Source organism: Cupriavidus sp. 291-E7 (genome assembly GCF_057798835.1).
Genome location: NZ_JBYOJV010000017.1, coordinates 1 through 18,166, shown reverse-complemented (window position 1 = coordinate 18,166; position 18,166 = coordinate 1). Strand labels below are relative to the sequence as shown.

Sequence of the window (18,166 nt, the reverse complement as noted above, 5' to 3'; positions counted from 1 at the left end):
GCTGTGTCTTGCCCGCCGTCACATGGCGCCTGTCACGGGATCCGGCCGGGCTGGATGCACAACATAGCACCGGCGCCGGGTGGCCGGCCATAGGTGCCTTCCCGCGTCGGCCGGTGTGCGTGGTCCCGTGTGCCGGGGCGGGCACTACCGGCGCCGGCGTGGCCGGCCCAGCGGGACGGGTTCAGTGGCCCGACGCGGCCTGCGAGCGCGGACGATAGTCGATCAGGCTGGAAAACACGGCAATCCCCATAGCCATGACGACGAAGAACAGCAACGCCAGGAAGTAGGATCCGGACCACTGCACGATTACGCCGATCAGCACCGGCACCACCACGCCGGCCATGTTGCCGCAGAAATTCATGGTCCCGGCCAGCACCCCGGTGCGATCCGGGCCGCCGATCACGGCTGGCAGGCTCCAGTACATGCCGCAGAACCGGATGAAGAACAGCGCCACGCACAGCAGGGCCACCACCACGGTGGAATCCGCGATATACGCGGCGGCAAGGATGCAGCCGGCGGCCACCAGCGACGAGCCGCTGAACATGGTGCGCATGACCAGGTTCGGCGACGCGCCAGACGCCTTCCACTTGTCGCCCAGGTAGCCGCCGACCAGTTCGCCGACAAAGCCGGACATGAAGATCAGGAAGGTGGCGCCGCCCATTGCGGTGATGTTGAAGCCGTGTGCCTTGTGCAGGTAGCTCGGCATCCAGGTCAGCAAGCCGTAGAAGACCGCCAGGATGCAGCTATAGCCGGCAAACATCGCCAGCACCGAGCGGTCGCGGATCAGTTCGCGGAAGGGCACCGCGGCGTGCGCCTGCGCATCGCCGGCCGGGGCGTTGCCGCGCACGATGTGATCCAGTTCGGCGGCGTTGACGTCGGGATGCTCGGACGGATGGTTGCGGATATAGCGCCAGGCCAGCAGTCCGGCCAGCATGGTGCCCACGCCGGCAATCACGAACGCGATGCGCCAGGAACCGAGCCACGCGATCAGCCCGGCGATGATGATGGCGCCAAAGGCGCTGCCCAGCGGCGCACCACCATCGACCAGCACCGCGCCGCGCCCACGTTCATGCGGCGTCAGCCACGAGCCGATCAGCTTGGCGCCGGACGGCATGATGGGCGACTCGGACACCCCGAGGCCCATGCGCGTGAGCAGCAGCACGATCCAGTTGTGCGAGACCGCGGCCAGTGCCTGGAATGCGCCCCAGGCGATGGTGGCGGCGGCGATGATGCCCCGCGTGTGATAGCGGTCGAGCAGCAGGCCGGCGGGGATCTGCATCAGCGCATAGGACCAGAAGAACGCGCTTAGCATCAGGCCCTCGATGGCGGGTGTCAGATTGAATTCGGGTGCGATCAGCGGCAGGGCTACCGACAGCGACGCGCGGTCGATGTAGTTGATGGCCGTCAGCAGCAGCATGATCAGGAAGATGCGCCAGCGCACGTTGGTGGGGCGCATCGCGGCGGCCGGCGATGACGCACCGGTACTTGGGGCGGGCGCGACAGGTGCGACAGGCGCGGAAGTGGCGGAAGGGTGCGGAGATGGCATGGCTGTCTCGTCGTTGTGGTTGTCGGGGCGAGCGAATCGCCCCGGCACTGTAGAAGCGCTGCCCTCGCGTTGCCTAATGACGCGTTGTGATCGCGTGATAACCGCTGGTGCCGGCGCCTGCCGGCAGCGCCGCCGGGCGCGGCAGGCGGGACGCCCGATGCGCCGCCGTTATCGGGTCATCACGCTTTTTCATTAGGCAGGGGGGCGTAGCGCTTTGTACCGTGCGGTCTGGAGACAACGTACCGAAACGGAATCCTCATGCATCCCTTCCTCTATCACTTTCCCACAACGCTCAGGTTCGGCAACGGCCTGGCCGCGCAAGCCGGCGAACTGATTCGCCCCCATGCCGGCGGCAAGCTGCTCGTCGTCACCGACGAGGGCCTCATGCGCAGCCGCGTGCTCGACGGCTTCTTCCAGTCGCTGCGGGACGCCGGCGTGGCCTACGAGACGTTCGACGGCGTGGCGCCGAACCCCGATACCTCGGTGCTGGAACGCGCCGTGTCCTTCCTGAAGGCGCACGGCTGCACGGCCGTGGCGGGCGTGGGCGGCGGCAGCAGCATCGACACGGCCAAGGGCGTGGCCGCGATGGCGACGAACCCGGGGTCGATCCTCGACTACGAGGGCTATGACCGCATCCCGAACGAGCCGTTGCCGATCGTCGCGGTGCCCACCACGTCCGGCACCGGCAGCGAGTGCACCGCATCGACGGTGTTCACCAACAAGGAAACGCTGTTCAAGACCGTCATCATCAGCCCGAAGCTGTTCCCGAAACTGGCCATCCTCGATCCCGAACTGACGCTGCGCCTGCCGCCCGCGATTACCGCCGCTACCGGCATGGATGCGCTGACCCATGCGATCGAGTCCTACGTATCGAAGCAGGCCAATTCGATCAGCCAGGCCCTGGCGCTGCATGCGATCCGCATGATCGGGGGCAGCCTGCGCAAGGCGTTCTACGCCGGCGCGGACCTGCAGGCCCGCGCGGACATGCTGATGGGATCGTTCCTGGCGGGTGTCGCGTTCTCGCAGTCGAAGCTGGGGAACGTCCACGCGATCTCCCACACGATGGGCGGCGTGTTCGACATCGCGCACGGCATTGCCAACGCCGCGTTGCTGCCCTATGTGGTGGCGTTCAACGTGCCGGCCAGCCCCGAGCGCTTCCGCGATATCGCGCAGGCGCTGGGCAGCGAGGTGTCGGGCCTGACGGATCTGGACGCGGCCGGACGCGTGGTGACCTTGATCCGCGATCTGAATCGTGGGCTCGGCATTCCGTCGACGATCCGCGAGCTTGGCGTGGATCTGGCCCACCTGCCGCAGATGGTGAAGGACTCGATGCGCAGCGGCAACGTGCTGGTGAATCCGCGTCTGACCAGCGCCGCCGACATCGAACGGATCATCATTGCCGCGCATCGCGGTGACATCGAGGCGTTCGCTTAATCCATGACTCAGAGAAGCAACATGTACTACGAAATGCGGACCTATACGGTCCAGATCGGCAAGATGAAGGAATACCTGCGGCACTTCGAGCAGGAGGGTTTGCCCGTGATCTCCCGCTACGCCAAGCTGGTGGGTTGGTGGTACACCGAGATTGGCGAGCTGAACCAGGTGGTGCACATCTGGGCCTATGAAAGCCTGGACGACCGGATCGCCCGCCGTAATGCGCTCTACGAGGATCGCGACTGGCTCGAAAAATTCGTGCCGGTGGCCTTCCCGATGCTGGTCAAGATGGAGTCCAAGCTGCTGCGCCCGGCGGATTTCTCACCGATCCGCTGAGCCGGCGCCCCGCGCGCCCGGTTACGGGTGCGCGTCCCCGAGGTCGTTCTCGCTGCCGTCCGGTGTGGCGTCCGGCAGCGGTTCGACGCAATGCTCCTGCAGCGACGCGATCAGCAGGCGCGCGCCCGGCGACAGGTGCGCGCCGGATCGGGTGATCACGCCATAGGGGTCGTCCAGCGCGCGCATCGGCACCGGCAGCTGCACCAGCATCCCGAACCGCTCGCCGAATTCCGCCACGGCGCGCGGCACCACGGCCACCAGGTCGGGGGTGTCCTGCAGCATCGTCAGCGTGGCGAAGGCCGATGCGGTTTCCAGCGGATAGCGGGGCAGGTCGATGCCCGCGTCGCCAAGCTCGCGTTCGAGCGTGCGGCGCATCGGCGTGTTGACCGGATACGCCATCCACGGCAGGCCGGCCAGGTCCGCCAGTGTCAACGCGGAGGCTCCCGCCAGCCGGTGCGAGCGCGCCGCCACTACCGCGAGGGGTTCCATTTCCAGAGCCATGCAGTCGTAGGCGCCCGGCCTGCGGCTGACGCCGCAGCGGCACAGGGCCAAATCGATGCGGCCTTCGTCCAGCAGCGGCAGCAGCGCGGCGCTGGTGTTCTCGATGATCTCGACGGACAGATGCGGCTGCTGTTCGCGCAATGCGGTCAGCGCGCGGGTCAGCAGCGGAATGGCGCCCATGATGACCCCGACCGCGAGATGTCCGCCGTGGCCCTGCGCAATGGCCGTGATTTCGGCATGCAGGTGTTCCAGGTCGCTGTATATCAGGCGCGCGTAGCGCGTGACGCACTGGCCGAGTTCGTTGGCCACCAGCCCCTTGGGCTGGCGTTCGAACAGCGACATGCCCAGGATGTCCTCGATCTCGCGCAGAGCCTTGGTGGCGCCCGGCTGCGAGATGGCGATCTCGTCCGCGGCCTTGTGCAGCGAGCCGTGATTGTCCAGCGCGATCAGCAGGCGCAGTTGCTTAAGGCGCAGTCTTGACGCAATGGTGGCGAGCGAGGGTAGTGCCGGGGGGTGCATGGCGGAGCGTGCAAAAGTCGACACTATAGCGCCTTCGACCCATCCCGGCACGGCGCCCGGATAACCGCCGCTTATCGGCAAATCAGGCCTTTTCATTGGCGCCCGCCGGTGCCTGCGCATAGAGTCCCCCGACACGCGCGGCCACACCGCGTCCATCTCCAGGAGACTCCCATGTCGTTGCAATTTACCGGTCAACAATACATTGGCAGCACGCGCAGTGCCGCCGGTTCTACCTTGCTGTACAGCGTGAATGCCGGAACGGGCGAGCGGCTGCCCGGCGCATTCCACGAGGCCACGGCCGGCGAAGTGGACGCGGCCGCGCGCGCCGCGGCGGCGGCTTATCCCGCGTTTCGTTCGCTGGTGCCGGCGCAGCGGGCTCGCTTCCTGGACGCTGTGGCCGACGGCATCGACGCGCTCGATGATGCGTTCATCGCGCTGGTCTGCCAGGAAACCGGACTCCCGGCCGCGCGCATTGCGGGGGAGCGCGCACGCACGAGCAACCAGTTGCGGCTGTTCGCATCCGTGCTGCGGCGCGGCGATTTCCTGGGTGCGCGCATCGACCAGGCCATGCCGCAGCGTACGCCGCTGCCGCGCGCCGACCTGCGGCAATACCGCATCGGCATCGGACCGGTGGCCGTGTTCGGCGCCAGTAATTTCCCGCTTGCGTTCTCCACGGCCGGTGGCGATACCGCGTCGGCGCTGGCGGCCGGCTGCCCGGTGGTGTTCAAGGCCCATATGGGTCACATGGCGACGGCGTCGGTGATCGCCGACATCGTGGTGCGCGCGGCGGAGGCCACGGAGATGCCGCGCGGCGTCTTCAACATGATCTTCGGCGACCGCGTTGGCGAGCATCTGGTCAAGCATCCCGAGATCCGCGCGGTCGGCTTCACGGGTTCGCTGCGTGGCGGCCGCGCGCTTTGCGATATGGCCGCGGCCCGTCCGCATCCGATCCCCGTGTTTGCCGAGATGAGCAGCGTCAATCCGCTGATTCTGATGCCCCAGGCCCTGGCGCGGCGGGGCGCGGACATCGCGGCCGAGCTGACCGCGTCGGTCACGCAGGGGGCCGGGCAGTTCTGCACGAACCCGGGCTTGGTCCTGGGTATCCGCTCGGCCGCGCTCGACGCGTTTGTCGCGCATTTCAAGACAGCCATCGGCGCCTCGCCCGCGCAGACGATGCTCAATGCAGCGGGATTGCAGCACTACGTCGATGGGGTGCGGAAGTTTGCCGATACGCAGGGTATGGCCTTGCTGGCGGCCGCTCCGGCACATCCCGGCCAGGCTTCCGCCGAGCTTTGGCAGGCCGACGCCGCATTACTGTTCCAACCCGATGGCCGCTTGCAGCGGGAAGTTTTCGGACCTTGCACGGTCCTGGTGGTGCTCGAAGATGCCGACGCGCTGCGGCGTGCCATCGACGCGCTGCAGGGGCAGTTGACGGCAACACTGATCGCGGACCCCGAAGACCTGGCGGAGGCCGCGCCACTGGTTGCGGCGCTGGAGCACAAGGCGGGGCGGCTGCTGGTCAACGGCTATCCGACCGGCGTCGAGGTGTGCGATGCGATGGTGCACGGCGGCCCGTATCCCGCGACGTCCGACGCGCGCGGCACCTCGGTGGGCACGCTGGCCATCGACCGCTTCCTGCGGCCCGTCTGCTTCCAGAACATGGACGACGCGCTGCTACCGGTGGCGCTGCGGAATGCCAATCCGCTCCGCATCGACCGGCTCGTGAATGGCGCGCGCACGCGCGACCCGATCGTGGCGTAGCGGTGAAGCCGGCGCGACTTGAGGATGGCCTGCATCACGAACCTGAACGGCACTTCGTGCTGGAGATGCCAAATCTGACGCAAATTCCGTCGGATTGACGCTTTTCCGTGTCCAGATGGTGTTGTTTCTGACACCAGACGGCGCAAGTCACCAACGGTTACGAGTAAAATGCGCCCCGCGGTGCGTCCCCCTGACGTGCCGTACGTGATGCAGGTGCCCGCGAGCGATTTCGCGGGTTAAACGGGAAACAGGAACGCCGCGCACTAGCGGCCAGCCTGTGCTGCCCCCGCAACGGTAAGCAGGTTTGGGAACCATCATGTCGATCCTCGGTTGTCGGATCGACAGTCACTGCGCAAAAGCTTCGCTGGCGTGGGAAGACGATGGCGTCCCGGAAGCAGACGCTTCCAGCCTGCAAGCCCGGATACCGGCCTGTTGTCATCATCGCTATCCATTTGCCCGGGCGGGGTCGCTCGGCTTCACGATGAAATACAACTTGTCCGCGCATACCGCCAGCCGCTCGCGCACGGCCGAAATCTCGTCGCGTCACGCACGTGGGCGTCGCTCGCGTGCACTGGTCGCTTCCGTTGGCACGGTGGCCAGTTTCAATATCCCTTGTGCACTGGCACAGGAATCCGCATCCGACCCCAAGCATCCGACCCTGCCGGCCGTCACGGTCAGCGAGTCCGCCCAGATCGACCCGCCCGGCCTGGCGCTGTCGAAGCCCGAATACACCGGCAGCCGTCTGGGCCTGACGCCGCTGGAAACCCCGGCCAGCGTCGAAGTGATCAGCGGCGAGACGATTCGCGCGCGCGGCGATCAGTCCGTGCGCGAAGCCGTGACACGCGCTACCGGCATCACGGGCAATCCCGCGCCCGGCAACGGCGGCACGTCGCTGACGGCGCGCGGTTTTTCCGGCCAGGGTTCGGTCATGCAACTGCTCGACGGCACGCGCATGTACGTGGCCTCGGGCACCGTCACGTTCCCGTTCGATACCTGGTCGGTGGATCGCATCGAAGTGCTGCGCGGGCCGGCATCAGTGATGTATGGCGAAGGTGCCATCGGCGGCGTGGTCAACGTGGTGCAGAAAAAGCCGATCCGTGGCCCCATCGAGAACGAACTGCAGATCACCGGCGGCACAGAGAAGACCGCCCGCGTAGCGTTCGATAGCGGCGGCAAGGTCAACGACAACCTGTCGTACCGCTTTGCCACGGCGTACAACCGCTCGGCCGGCTGGGTCGAGCGGGGCGATTCGAACAACCTGATGGTGTCTGCGTCGGTGCGGCTGGACGTCAACCCGGACTTCAACCTGACGCTGTCCTATGCCGACGGCACGCAACATCCGCAGCAGTACTTTGGCACGCCGCTGGTCAATGGCAGCCTGGACACGTCGCTGCGCAAGAAGAACTACAACGTCGGCGATGCCCAGATCAGCTATCGCGACCGCTGGACGCGCCTGAATGCCGAATGGACGCCGAACGACCGCGTCACGGTGCGTAACCAGTTCTACTACCTGACCAGCCACCGGCACTGGCGCGACAGCGAGACCTACGCGTTCCTGCCGGCCACCTCGCAGGTGCGGCGTACCGATTACCTGGAAATCCTGCACGACCAGGAGCAGGTGGGCAACCGCGCGGACATGACGGTCAAGAGCAAGCTGTTCGGGATGGAGAACGCGACGACCGTCGGCTTCGATATCAACAAGATCAACTTCACGCATTCGAACAACTCGCCGTACGGCGGTACGTCCACGGTCAATGCGTATAACTTCGATCCGGGCCTGTTCTTCAGCCCGCCGGGCATCGTCACGTCGCCGCGCCTGCGTACCAACACCACGCAGTACGCGCTGTTCGGCGAGCATCGCATTGCCTTTACGCCGCAGTGGTCGGTGATTGGCGGTGTGCGTTTCGATCACGCCACGCTGTACCGTACCGATCTGATCGCCAACACCGGCTGGGAGAAGACCTTCGCCAACACTACGTGGCGCGTGGGTACGGTCTATCAGTTCACGCCGAGCTTGTCGGTCTACGCGCAGTACGCCACGGCCACCGATCCGCTCGGCGCGCTGGTGACGACGAGCGATGCCCAGCGCAATTTCGACCTGGCCACCGGCAAGCAGGTGGAGGTGGGCGTGAAACAGGCCTTCTGGGGCAATCGCGGCGAATGGACGTTCGCGGCCTACGAGATCCGCAAGAAGAACCTGCTGTCGCGCGATACGGTCAACCCGACGATTACCCAGCAGGTGGGCGAGCAATCGTCGCGCGGGCTGGAAGCCTCGGCCAGCGTGGAAGTGCTGCGCGGACTGCGTCTGGACGTAAACGGCACGGTGCTGCGCGCGCGCTATGACGACTTCAACGAGTCGGTGGGTGGTGTGGCGGTGTCCCGTGCGGGCAATGTGCCGACGAGCGTGCCGCAGCAGGCCGCCAACGCCTGGCTGAGCTGGAATTTCATGCCGCAATGGACCTTTGCCACGGGGCTGCGCTACGTGGGCGGGCGCTATGCGGACACCGCCAATAAGGTGCGCGTGCCGAGCTATACGACGATCGATACCGCGCTGTCGTGGCGCGTGACCAAGCAGGCGGCGCTGACGCTGCGCGTCTACAACCTGTTCAACCGCGACTACGCCGAATCGTTCTCGAACGGCGGCCAGCAGTGGTTGCTGGGGCGTCCGCGCTCGGCGGAGCTGTCGGCCAACTTCTACTTCTGAGGCCCGGCCGTGTGGCGCAAGCTCAGGCTGAAACGCTGGTTGTACCTGATCCATCGGTGGATGGGCATCGCCGGCTGCCTGCTGATCGCGATGTGGTTTGGCTCCGGGCTGGTCATGATGTACGTGGGCTTTCCGGCGCTGACCGATGCCGAACGGCTGGCCGGGCTGCCGCGCATCGATACGGCGCGCCTGGCCGTCTCGCCCGATGCGGCGATGGCGGCGGCCGGGCTCGATGCCTTCCCGCGCAGCCTGCGGCTGGAGATGGCGGGCGACCTGCCGGTCTATCGCATGGTCGATGGCAAGGGGCTGCCACATACGGTGTCTGCCATCGACGGCCGGGTGATTGCGCAGGTCGATGCCGCCACGGCGCAGGTCACAGCGCAGCGCTTCGCCGGCAAGCCCGCGCAATGGCTGGAGACGGCCGAGAGCGACCAGTGGACCGTGCCGAACGGCCTCAATGCCTGGCGCCCGCTGCACCGGATCGCCATCGACGATGGCCTTGGCACCGAGCTTTACGTGTCGGCGAAGACCGGCGAGGTCATGCGCGATACCCACCGCGCCGAGCGTTTCTGGAACTGGCTGGGTTCGGTGCCCCACTGGCTGTACTTCACGCCGATCCGCAAGGACCCGCCGCTGTGGCGCCAGGTGGTGCTGTGGACGTCGGGGCCGTGCGTGGTGGTGGCGATCACGGGGATCTGGATCGGCTGGCTGCGGCTGCGCGTGCGGCGCCGCTTTGCCCACGGCAGCATGGACGGTACGTCGCCGTATCACGGCTGGATGGCCTGGCACCATGTGGCGGGGCTGGCCGGTGCGCTATTCCTGCTGTTCTGGCTGATCTCGGGCTGGCTGTCGGTCAATCCGAACCAGTGGTTCAACGGACGCGGCTTCGACGGGGCGGCGCTGCAGCGCTACGCCGGGCATACGTCGGCATCGTTTCCGGCACCGGCCTGGCAGGCGATAGGCGAGGGTGCGCGCGAAGCACGCATGACGTGGGTGGGCGGCAGGCCGGTGTTGCTGGTGTCCGCCGACGACGGGGCCGTTCGGGCCGTCGATCCGCACCACGGCGCGACCATGCAATGGGATGGCGCCGAGCTGGCGCGCACGGCCGCGACATTGCTGCCGGACGCGCGGATCGCGTCGCAACTCGTTCAGACGGAGCCCGACGCCTACTGGTACAGCCACCACCATGCGCGCCGGTTTCCGGTGCTGCGCGTGGGCTTCGGTGATCGGGACAGCACCTGGGCCTATATCGACCCGGCGACCGGCCAGGTCATCGGCCGCGGCGACGACAGCCGGCGGCTATATCGCTGGTTGTTCAACGCGGTACACAGCTATGACTTCGTGACCCTGACGCAGAACCGTCCCGGATGGGACATCGTCGTCTGGGCGCTTTCCATCGTCGGCCTCGTGATGTCGGTCAGTGGCGTCGTCGTGGGATGGCGACGGCTTGTCCGCTAGACCTCCATCTGTTTCGCAAAACAAATTTTTCGTAGTGAGGATTCCATGCATACCTCGAAGATTCCCGCCACCATCGTCACCGGCTTTCTCGGCAGCGGCAAGACCACCTTGCTGCGCCATATTCTCGATAACGCCAACGGCCGCCGTATCGCGGTGATCGTCAATGAGTTCGGCGAACTGGGCATCGACGGCGAGATCCTGAAGGGCTGCGGCATCGGCTGCGACGCCGCCGGCGAGCCGACTGGCCAGCTTTACGAACTGGCCAACGGCTGCCTGTGCTGCACCGTGCAGGAAGAGTTTTTTCCGGTGATGGAGCAACTGCTGGAGCGCCGCGACCAGATCGACCACGTGCTGATCGAGACGTCGGGGCTGGCACTGCCCAAGCCGCTGGTGCAGGCGTTCCACTGGCCCAGCATCCGCAATGCCTTCACCGTGGATTCGGTAGTGACCGTGGTCGATGGTCCCGCCGCGGCGGCAGGACAGTTCGCGGCGAACCCGGCGGCCGTTGACGAACAACGCCGCGCTGATCCGAATCTCGATCATGAGTCGCCGCTGCACGAGTTATTCGAAGACCAGTTGGCCAGTGCCGACCTGGTCATCCTGAACAAGATTGACCTGATGGACGCCACTCAGATTGCGGCCGTGGAAGCGCTGGTACGCCCCGAGATTCCGGCAGAGGTCAAGATTGTGCCAGCGCAAGCCGGCTCGCTCGATGTGAACAGCTTGCTGGGGCTGAACCGGGCTTCAGAGGAAACGATCCACTTGCGCGTCGATCACCACGGCAACGCCGACGACCCGGATCACGCTGACCACCATCACGACGAGTTCGACTCCGTCGTGGTGGAAGCCGGCACGGTCGAACGCGACGCACTGGTGACGGCGCTGCAAAAGCTGGTGGCCGGTCACACGATCTATCGCGTCAAGGGCTTTGCCGCGTTGCCCGGCAAGCCAATGCGGCTGGTGCTGCATGGCGTGGGCCAACGCTTCGACAGCTATTTCGACCGCGCCTGGCGCGTTGACGAGACGAAGGGTACCCGTATCGTGCTGATCGGCCAGGATCTGGATGGTGCCGCGCTCCAAGCTGCCCTGGATCGGGCGTTGGGCGCATGACGCCGTGACAAATGCCGTCACCTACCGCCGCGCTGGCGTGGAAGATCTGGAAGCCATTTGCGTGCTGGGCCAACTTCTCAATGCGATCCATCACGGGCAACATCCCGACATCTATACGGAGGCGACTACGGATGCCATGCGCGATGCGCCGCATTGGTTGCCGAGCCTCCAGGGGGAAAAGCACGCGGCTTTCCTCGCCGAAGAAGGGCAGGTCGCAGTTGGATTCATAACGGTGCAGATCACGACGTTGAATAGTCCGCTTCTACAGCCAGCAACGATCGGCCGCATCGGCTCGGTCTGCGTGTGCGAAAACATGCACGGCCAAGGTATCGGTCGTGCGCTAATGGCTCAGGCAGAGAGATGGGCTCGCGATCAAGGCGCGACGGATATCAGGCTAGTGGTGTGGGCGTTCAATGAGGGAGCACGCCGCCTGTACAGCGAACTGGGGTATGAGGTTCGTACGATAGAAATGGGCAGGTCGCTGCTGCTGGCGAAGTAGCGTCTGAAAATAGCGTCTGAAAATCGTAAGCGAGCAACCTGGGGCTTAGACCGGGCCGCTAGCGGTCGGCGGACGCCAGCTTAGGTCGGTCATTGCCTGCCGCAAAACCCGCACCTGTATCATCCGCTCTTTGTATCAATGGGGCGGCAGCCCCCGCGTCGGTGCAGGAATGCCATGAATTCGTCCGCCATATCTCCAGTTGCGATCTTTTTTGTCCAGGCATGCCTGGTTGTGGCCACACCGTTGATCCTCTGGCGCGCGTTCCGCCTTGGAAGGATCGTTCCCTTGGTGGTCATGCAGATCCTCGGCGGCATTGTGCTGGGGCCGTCGTTGCTGGGCGCGCTGTGGCCGGAGCATTGGCACGCGCTGTTTGGCCCCCAGAAACTGGCGCCATTGATGGGCCTCCAATGGCTGGCGGTAGTGCTTTTCGCATTTCTGTCCGGCCTGCATATCAGCGGTGCCGAATCGACCGGGCTAAGACGTATCGCGGTCAGCGCCGCGGTCGGCTGCGTGACGGTCCCGTTCGTACTGGGCTTAGGAGCGGGTTGGCTGCTGGTCGGATGGCAACCGGCGCTGGCCGGTGAGCTGGCCACGCGTTGGCAGTTTGCGATCGCGGTGGGTGTGTCGATGGCAGTGACCGCGCTCCCGGTGCTCGGTGCCATTCTGCGCGAGATGCGCATGACCAATACAACAGCCGGCCGCCTTGCGCTAGCGTGTTCCGCGGTCAGCGATGCCGCGATCTGGATCGTGCTGTCGTGCATCCTGGCCAGTACCGGGCAGGCAGCGCAGGACCCACTGCGACTGGCCATCGGCGGTGCCATCTATGTGGCGGCCATGTTCGTCATCGTGAGGCCGCTGTTGGCGCGCTGGCTACCGACATTGAACGCCGGCGACGCACGGCTCGCGGCTGCGGTGCTGCTGATCTTTGCATCGGCCTGCGTATCTGAACTCATCGGCCTGCACTACATCCTCGGCGGCTTTCTGGCAGGCGTGGTCGTGCCGCACCGCGTTGCCGTTGATCTGGAGGCTCGGCTCGAACCCACCACCGTTGTGGTGTTGATGCCATTCTTCTTCCTGATGACGGGCCTGCGGACGGACCTCAATGCGGCAGGAAGCGATGCGTTGATGGTTTTTGCATTGACGACGGTCGTGGCTGTGATCGGCAAGATGGCGGGGACCGCATTACCCGCGCATTGGGCTGGTCTTGGACGGCGCGATGCGTGGACCGTGGGCGCGCTGGCTCAAACCAAGGGGTTGATGGAAGTGGTGGTTCTGGCAATCCTGCTGGAAAACCGCCTGATCAGTACCGCTGCCTTCTCTGGCCTGTTGCTAATGGCGTTGGCTACCACAATGGTGGCGAAACCATTGACACTGGCAGCGCTGCGCCTGCGCGAGGATTGAACCGCAGCGCCTGTCACAACAAAAAAAGCCAACCCTTCACAGGATTGGCTTTTTTCATTCCAACAACACGAATCAGAACTGATTCATCGTGTTGTCCTTGCCTGCCGCCTTCAGCGCTGCGTCGCCGCTGAAGTATTCCTTGTGGTCGTCACCGATGTCCGAGCCGGACATGTTCTGGTGCTTGACGCACGCGATGCCCTGGCGGATTTCCTTGCGCTGCACGCCTGCCACGTAGCCCAGCATGCCTTGGTCGCCGAAGTATTCCTTGGCCAGGTTGTCGGTCGACAGTGCGGCGGTGTGGTACGTCGGCAGCGTGATCAGGTGGTGGAAGATGCCGGCTTCGCGCGATGCGTCGGCCTGGAACGTGCGGATCTTCTCGTCGGCCAGCTTTGCGAGTTCGGAGTCGTCGTATTCCACGCTCATCAGTTGGCCGCGTTCGTAGTTCGACACGTCCTTGCCGGCTTCCTTCATTGCATCGTAGGCCTGCTGGCGGAAGTTCAGCGTCCAGTTGAACGACGGGCTGTTGTTGTACACCAGCTTGGCGTTCGGGATGGTCTTGCGGATTTCGCTGACCATGCCGTTGATCTGGGCGATGTGCGGCTTTTCGGTTTCGATCCACAGTAGGTCGGCGCCGTTCTGCAGTGCGGTGACGCAGTCGAGCACGCAGCGTGCTTCGCCGGTGCCGGCGCGGAACTGGAACAGGTTGCTCGGCAGGCGCTTCGGACGCAGCAGCTTGCCGTCGCGCTTGATGATCACGTCACCGTTGCCCAGTTGGTCGGCCGACAGTTCCTCGCAGTCGAGGAACGAGTTGTACTGGTCGCCCAGATCGCCCGCCGTGTTGGTCACGGCGATCTGCTTGGTCAGGCCGGCGCCGAGCGAGTCGGTGCGGGCCACGATGACGCCGTCGTCCACGCCCAGTTCCAGGAACGCGTAGCGGATGGCGCGGATCTTGGCCAGGAAATCTTCGTGCGGCACCGTGACCTTGCCGTCCTGGTGGCCGCACTGCTTTTCATCGGACACCTGGTTTTCGATCTGGATGCAGCAGGCACCGGCTTCAATGAACTGCTTGGCCAGCAGGTACGTAGCTTCGGCATTGCCAAAACCGGCGTCGATGTCGGCGATGATGGGCACCACGTGGGTCACGTGGTTGTCGATCTTTGCTTGAATGGCGGCCTTGGCCGGGCCTTGGGCGGCGTCGAGTTCACGGAACAGGCCACCCAGTTCGCGGGCGTCGGCTTGGCGCAGGAACGTGTACAGCTCGCGGATCAGGGCGCTGACCGACGTCTTTTCGTGCATCGACTGGTCGGGCAGGGGACCGAACTCCGACCGCAGCGCAGCCACCATCCAGCCGGACAGGTACAGGTAGCGGCGGTCGGTGCTGTTGAAGTGCTTCTTAATGGAGATCATCTTCTGCTGGCCGATGAAGCCGTGCCAGCAACCCAGCGACTGGGTGTACTTCGAGGGGTCCGCATCGTAAGCGGCCATGTCGGCGCGCATGATCTTGGCGGTGTACTTGGCAATGTCCAGGCCCGTCTTGAACTTGTTCTGGGCACGCATGCGTGCGGCGTACTCGGGATTGATCGCATTCCAAGCGCTGCCGTTGGTCTCTTTCAAAGCGGCAACTGCCTTGATGTCGTCTTGATACTGGGCCATGAGAAGTTCCTAAGAAGTAACGCGTTTGTAGAAGGGTTCCGGTGCCGCCACAGGGTGTCGAAGCAAGCAGCATGGGAAACATTGTATGGCCCTTTCCCGGCTCGAAACCCAACTCTTATATAAGACATAAGACTTTGTTTATCCTTATGTTTCAACAAGATAGCGATGATATTTTGTAATGTGGAACGTGTTTTCTCAGAACGAAACCGGGGTGGCAGCGGAATTCCTGCGGGATTTCGCAATGTGAAAGGTGCTTTCAGGGGCTGGGTTCGGCGCGGGAATCGCGAAGAAGGGATCAGCTGCGTCGATCCGCGGTTCAGCTCGCCATACCTCCAAGACATGGCTGCGAACGAAAAGTCATTAGACGCCACGTCGCGATCCGGAAACAATCGCCCTCTTCATTGCTGACGCAATACCCCATAGCCGACTGGAAGCACGCCATGACACTGATTACCGATGAGCAGGTTCGCAACGTTCTCACAATGCGCGAGAGCAGCGATGTGGTACGCGATGCGTTTATCGCTGCCGCGCGCGGACAAGCGGTGACGTTGCCGCGCTCGCGCACGATGCTGGATCACCTGACGCTCAGCGTGATGGGCGGAATCGTGGCGCCGGCCGGGATGTGCGGCGCGAAGGTGTATTCCACAAACGCGGGCCAGTTCGATTTCGTCGTCGTGCTGTTCGATGGGAAGGACGGGCACTACGTGGCGACGATGCAGGGCAATGCGTTGACGGAGTTCCGGACCGCCGCCACAACGCGTGTCGTGATCGAGGCGCAACTGCCGCCAAAGGGCTCGACGTTGGCGATTTTCGGGACCGGCGTTCAGGGCAGGGCGCATTTGGCCACCATGCTCGAACTCGGCGTATTCCGGCGGGTCTTCATCGTGAGCAGGGGGGATGGCGCGGCGATGGCAAATGCTTTCGCCAAATCGCATCCGGATGTCGAGTTCAAGGCCGCTGACGCAGCCACGGCGGTACCGGAGTCGGACGTCATCATCACCTGCACGCGCAGCGCGACGCCGCTGTTCGATGGCAACCTTCTGAAGTCCGACGCCATCGTCGCGGCCATCGGATCGAGCAAGCCTCAGACGCGGGAGATCGACGATGTCACGCTGCAACGCGCGGCGCGGATCATCGTCGAACACAAGGAGCAGGCGCGCAAGGAAGCTGGCGACCTCGTCATGGCGAAGGAGGGCATCGTGAACTGGGATCGCGTCGTGGAGATCGGCGATGTGCTGACCGGCGGCGCGGCCAACGGTGTGGGCCAGGGCATTCGGGTTTACAAGTCGGTCGGCGTCGGTCTCGTCGATGTCGCGCTCTCCGCGCTGGTTTACAAGAAGGTCGTTGCGGCGAAGGGGTAAGGGCAGGGCTTGGCGGACCTACCGGGAACCAGATCGCGCGCGATTGCCTATTTGTAATCCCTGGGCAAGGCTGTAGTAGGCGTGCAATCCATACACTCGCTTTCATAGATCAACCACGCTTCTGAGAAGGAGATGACTATGAAAGCGAAGAGACAGGCCTTGCTGTTCGTGGCGATTCTGTTGGGTGGGATGTCGGCGTCGTACGCAATGGAAGCGAGCGGGCCGAAGTCAGGTGTGTCTGCGTCGGCCGGGCAAGCGAAGGCAAAGCGTTACGCCGCATTGTTCGGTAATCCAACCGATCCGTCCCGCGTAACCCGCATTGTCGATGTCAAACCAGGGTTGCGTTACGTCAATGTGGACTCAGGCGAGACAGTCGCGTTTCGGGCCGGCGAGAAGACCTCCGCCTGGACCTTCGCACAGATGATCAAGAACACGAGCGTCGATCTTGGCTTGCTGATGCCAGACCTGCCAGGTAGTGCGGGCGTCCGCGTCTACATTAATAGAAGCGACCTCTTCACTGGTGGTTGAACGTAGTTGAATAGCTGTACTGCAGGCCCCGCGTAATGCGGGGCTTTTTTTAGGTTCAACGAGGAATTCCGGGGAAGGCAGCCTTGATCTTCAGGAAGAAGTATTCCTCGTCGCGGTAGCCGTAGGCCCTACGCTTGATGACCTTGATGGTGTTGTTGATGCCCTCTACGACGCTCGTGTTCAGCGGGTGCCGGCATCGGGCGATGATGCCGTGCCAATAGGCTTTCAGGCGCTGGGCGAACAGTTCGAGAGCCGGAATCCGGCTCTGGCTTGCCTGTTCACACCAATGCTCCCACGCCTTTTGCGCCCATCCCGGGCGGCGGTAGAACCACAGCCGCTTGAGCTCGTCTCTCAGGATGTAGACCGTCAGCAACGGCTGATTGGCCTGCAGCACCTCGTTCAGATGCACGGCTTGAGGGTCGCTCAGGTTCTCCTTGTTGCGCAGCAGTAGCCAGCGCGTGGACTTGAGTACCCGTCTGGCCGGACGGTCGTGCCGCAGGCGGTTGGCCTGATCTACACGGACCCGGTCGATCACCTCGCGCCCGTACTTGGCCACGACGTGGAAGAGGTCGAAGACCACCTCAGCCTGCGGGCAATGCTCGCGGATCTCCAGTTCATAGGCGGTCGTCATGTCGATGGCAACGGCCTCGATGCGCTCTGCCGCGCCTGCCGGGAGTTGCGCAAAGAAGGCGCGCGCCGTCTCGCGCGAGCGGCCCTGACCGATCCAGAGCACTTGCCGCCCAATCGGATCGACCACCACCGTCGCATAGCGATGGCCCTTGTGCAGCGCGAATTCGTCCATGGCCAGGTAGCGGATGCTGGACCAGTCCGGCTCGACGACTGCCTCGCGCAGGCGCGCCTTGTCGATCGTCTTGACGGTATGCCAGCCCAGGTCATAGAAAGCCGCCACGGCCTGCACCGTGCAGTGACGCAGCAACTGCCCGCAGGCCTGCGCCAGCCTGGCTGTGACACGCTGGTAGCGCCCAAGCCATTCGAGCCGCTCGAGTCGCGGCCCCCCGCATTGATCGCACCAGACGCGCCTGCGGGGGACATGCAGCACCACCCGGTACTCGAACAGCGGAAGATCGCGCACGCGCCGCACCACCGTTTCATGGACCTGCCGGCACTTCGATCCGCATTCCTCGCAGTACATGACCTTGCTGACTGGCTTCAAGTACAGCGCCAGCGTACGGCTCTCCCCTTCAGGCCATACCACCCGATCCAGCCTGTAGCCATCCCAGCAGCCCAAGGCCTGCAGCGTCTTCCGATCCAGCATCCCGTTCCTCAACAGCCGTCTTAACGGCCATTAGGATACGGAATGTGGCAATTCAGTCCCCGGAATTCTCCGAAGAACC

At 64.4% G+C, this 18,166-nt stretch carries 14 protein-coding genes and 1 riboswitch; of the genes, 10 read left to right on the top strand and 4 right to left on the bottom strand.

Going from position 1 to position 18,166, the window contains the following annotated elements:
• Positions 1–181: 181 nt before the first annotated feature.
• Positions 182–1,546: an MFS transporter gene (locus tag AC3FLX_RS25220; protein ID WP_488700060.1), complete on the bottom strand. Its 1,365-nt coding sequence runs from the start codon at positions 1,544–1,546 to the stop codon at positions 182–184.
• Positions 1,547–1,804: 258 nt separating this feature from the next.
• Here AC3FLX_RS25220 and AC3FLX_RS25215 point away from each other — a divergent pair, with 258 nt between their 5' ends.
• Entirely contained in the window at positions 1,805–2,980 is a 1,176-nt protein-coding gene (locus AC3FLX_RS25215) for an iron-containing alcohol dehydrogenase (RefSeq protein ID WP_488700059.1), read from the top strand.
• Positions 2,981–2,983: 3 nt separating this feature from the next.
• The gene (locus AC3FLX_RS25210) at positions 2,984–3,316 is read left to right on the top strand and encodes an NIPSNAP family protein (protein ID WP_488700058.1); all 333 of its coding nucleotides are present in this window, start codon (positions 2,984–2,986) and stop codon (positions 3,314–3,316) included.
• Positions 3,317–3,337: 21 nt separating this feature from the next.
• Here AC3FLX_RS25210 and AC3FLX_RS25205 read toward each other — a convergent pair whose 3' ends face one another.
• Positions 3,338–4,336, bottom strand: a complete 999-nt coding sequence (locus tag AC3FLX_RS25205; protein WP_488700184.1) for a LysR substrate-binding domain-containing protein — start codon at positions 4,334–4,336, stop codon at positions 3,338–3,340.
• 171 nt (positions 4,337–4,507) lie between these two features.
• Between AC3FLX_RS25205 and AC3FLX_RS25200 the strand changes: the two genes are divergently transcribed.
• The 6 genes from AC3FLX_RS25200 to AC3FLX_RS25175 all read left to right on the top strand — a co-directional run bounded on the left by AC3FLX_RS25200 (position 4,508) and on the right by AC3FLX_RS25175 (position 13,269).
• Positions 4,508–6,097, top strand: coding sequence for an aldehyde dehydrogenase (NADP(+)) (locus AC3FLX_RS25200; RefSeq protein WP_488700057.1), 1,590 nt, complete (start codon positions 4,508–4,510; stop codon positions 6,095–6,097).
• Between the two features lie 198 nt (positions 6,098–6,295).
• Positions 6,296–6,544: riboswitch (cobalamin riboswitch) on the top strand.
• 46 nt (positions 6,545–6,590) lie between these two features.
• Complete coding sequence (locus AC3FLX_RS25195; protein WP_488700056.1) at positions 6,591–8,801, top strand: TonB-dependent receptor; 2,211 nt, start codon at positions 6,591–6,593, stop codon at positions 8,799–8,801.
• A gap of 9 nt (positions 8,802–8,810) precedes the next feature.
• Positions 8,811–10,259 (top strand): PepSY domain-containing protein, encoded by a 1,449-nt coding sequence (locus tag AC3FLX_RS25190; RefSeq protein ID WP_488700055.1) that lies wholly within the window; start codon positions 8,811–8,813, stop codon positions 10,257–10,259.
• Between the two features lie 45 nt (positions 10,260–10,304).
• Complete coding sequence (gene cobW / locus AC3FLX_RS25185; protein WP_488700054.1) at positions 10,305–11,369, top strand: cobalamin biosynthesis protein CobW; 1,065 nt, start codon at positions 10,305–10,307, stop codon at positions 11,367–11,369.
• Complete coding sequence (locus tag AC3FLX_RS25180; protein WP_488700053.1) at positions 11,323–11,868, top strand: GNAT family N-acetyltransferase; 546 nt, start codon at positions 11,323–11,325, stop codon at positions 11,866–11,868. The genes cobW and AC3FLX_RS25180 overlap by 47 nt, the downstream gene beginning before the upstream one ends.
• 174 nt (positions 11,869–12,042) lie before the next feature.
• Positions 12,043–13,269, top strand: a complete 1,227-nt coding sequence (locus AC3FLX_RS25175; protein WP_488700052.1) for a cation:proton antiporter — start codon at positions 12,043–12,045, stop codon at positions 13,267–13,269.
• 72 nt (positions 13,270–13,341) lie between these two features.
• Here AC3FLX_RS25175 and AC3FLX_RS25170 read toward each other — a convergent pair whose 3' ends face one another.
• Positions 13,342–14,922, bottom strand: a complete 1,581-nt coding sequence (locus tag AC3FLX_RS25170; RefSeq protein WP_488700051.1) for an isocitrate lyase — start codon at positions 14,920–14,922, stop codon at positions 13,342–13,344.
• Positions 14,923–15,362: 440 nt separating this feature from the next.
• Between AC3FLX_RS25170 and AC3FLX_RS25165 the strand changes: the two genes are divergently transcribed.
• Positions 15,363–16,283 carry an ornithine cyclodeaminase family protein gene (locus AC3FLX_RS25165; RefSeq protein ID WP_488700050.1) on the top strand — a complete coding sequence of 307 codons (921 nt, stop codon included), beginning with the start codon at positions 15,363–15,365 and terminating at the stop codon, positions 16,281–16,283.
• 138 nt (positions 16,284–16,421) lie between these two features.
• Positions 16,422–16,811 (top strand): CzcE family metal-binding protein, encoded by a 390-nt coding sequence (locus AC3FLX_RS25160; protein ID WP_488700049.1) that lies wholly within the window; start codon positions 16,422–16,424, stop codon positions 16,809–16,811.
• Between the two features lie 55 nt (positions 16,812–16,866).
• Here the strand turns inward: AC3FLX_RS25160 and AC3FLX_RS25155 are convergent, their stop codons facing one another.
• On the bottom strand, positions 16,867–18,087 hold the full coding sequence (locus AC3FLX_RS25155; RefSeq protein ID WP_488694692.1) for an ISL3 family transposase: 1,221 nt from the start codon (positions 18,085–18,087) through the stop codon (positions 16,867–16,869).
• Positions 18,088–18,166 lie beyond the last annotated feature (79 nt).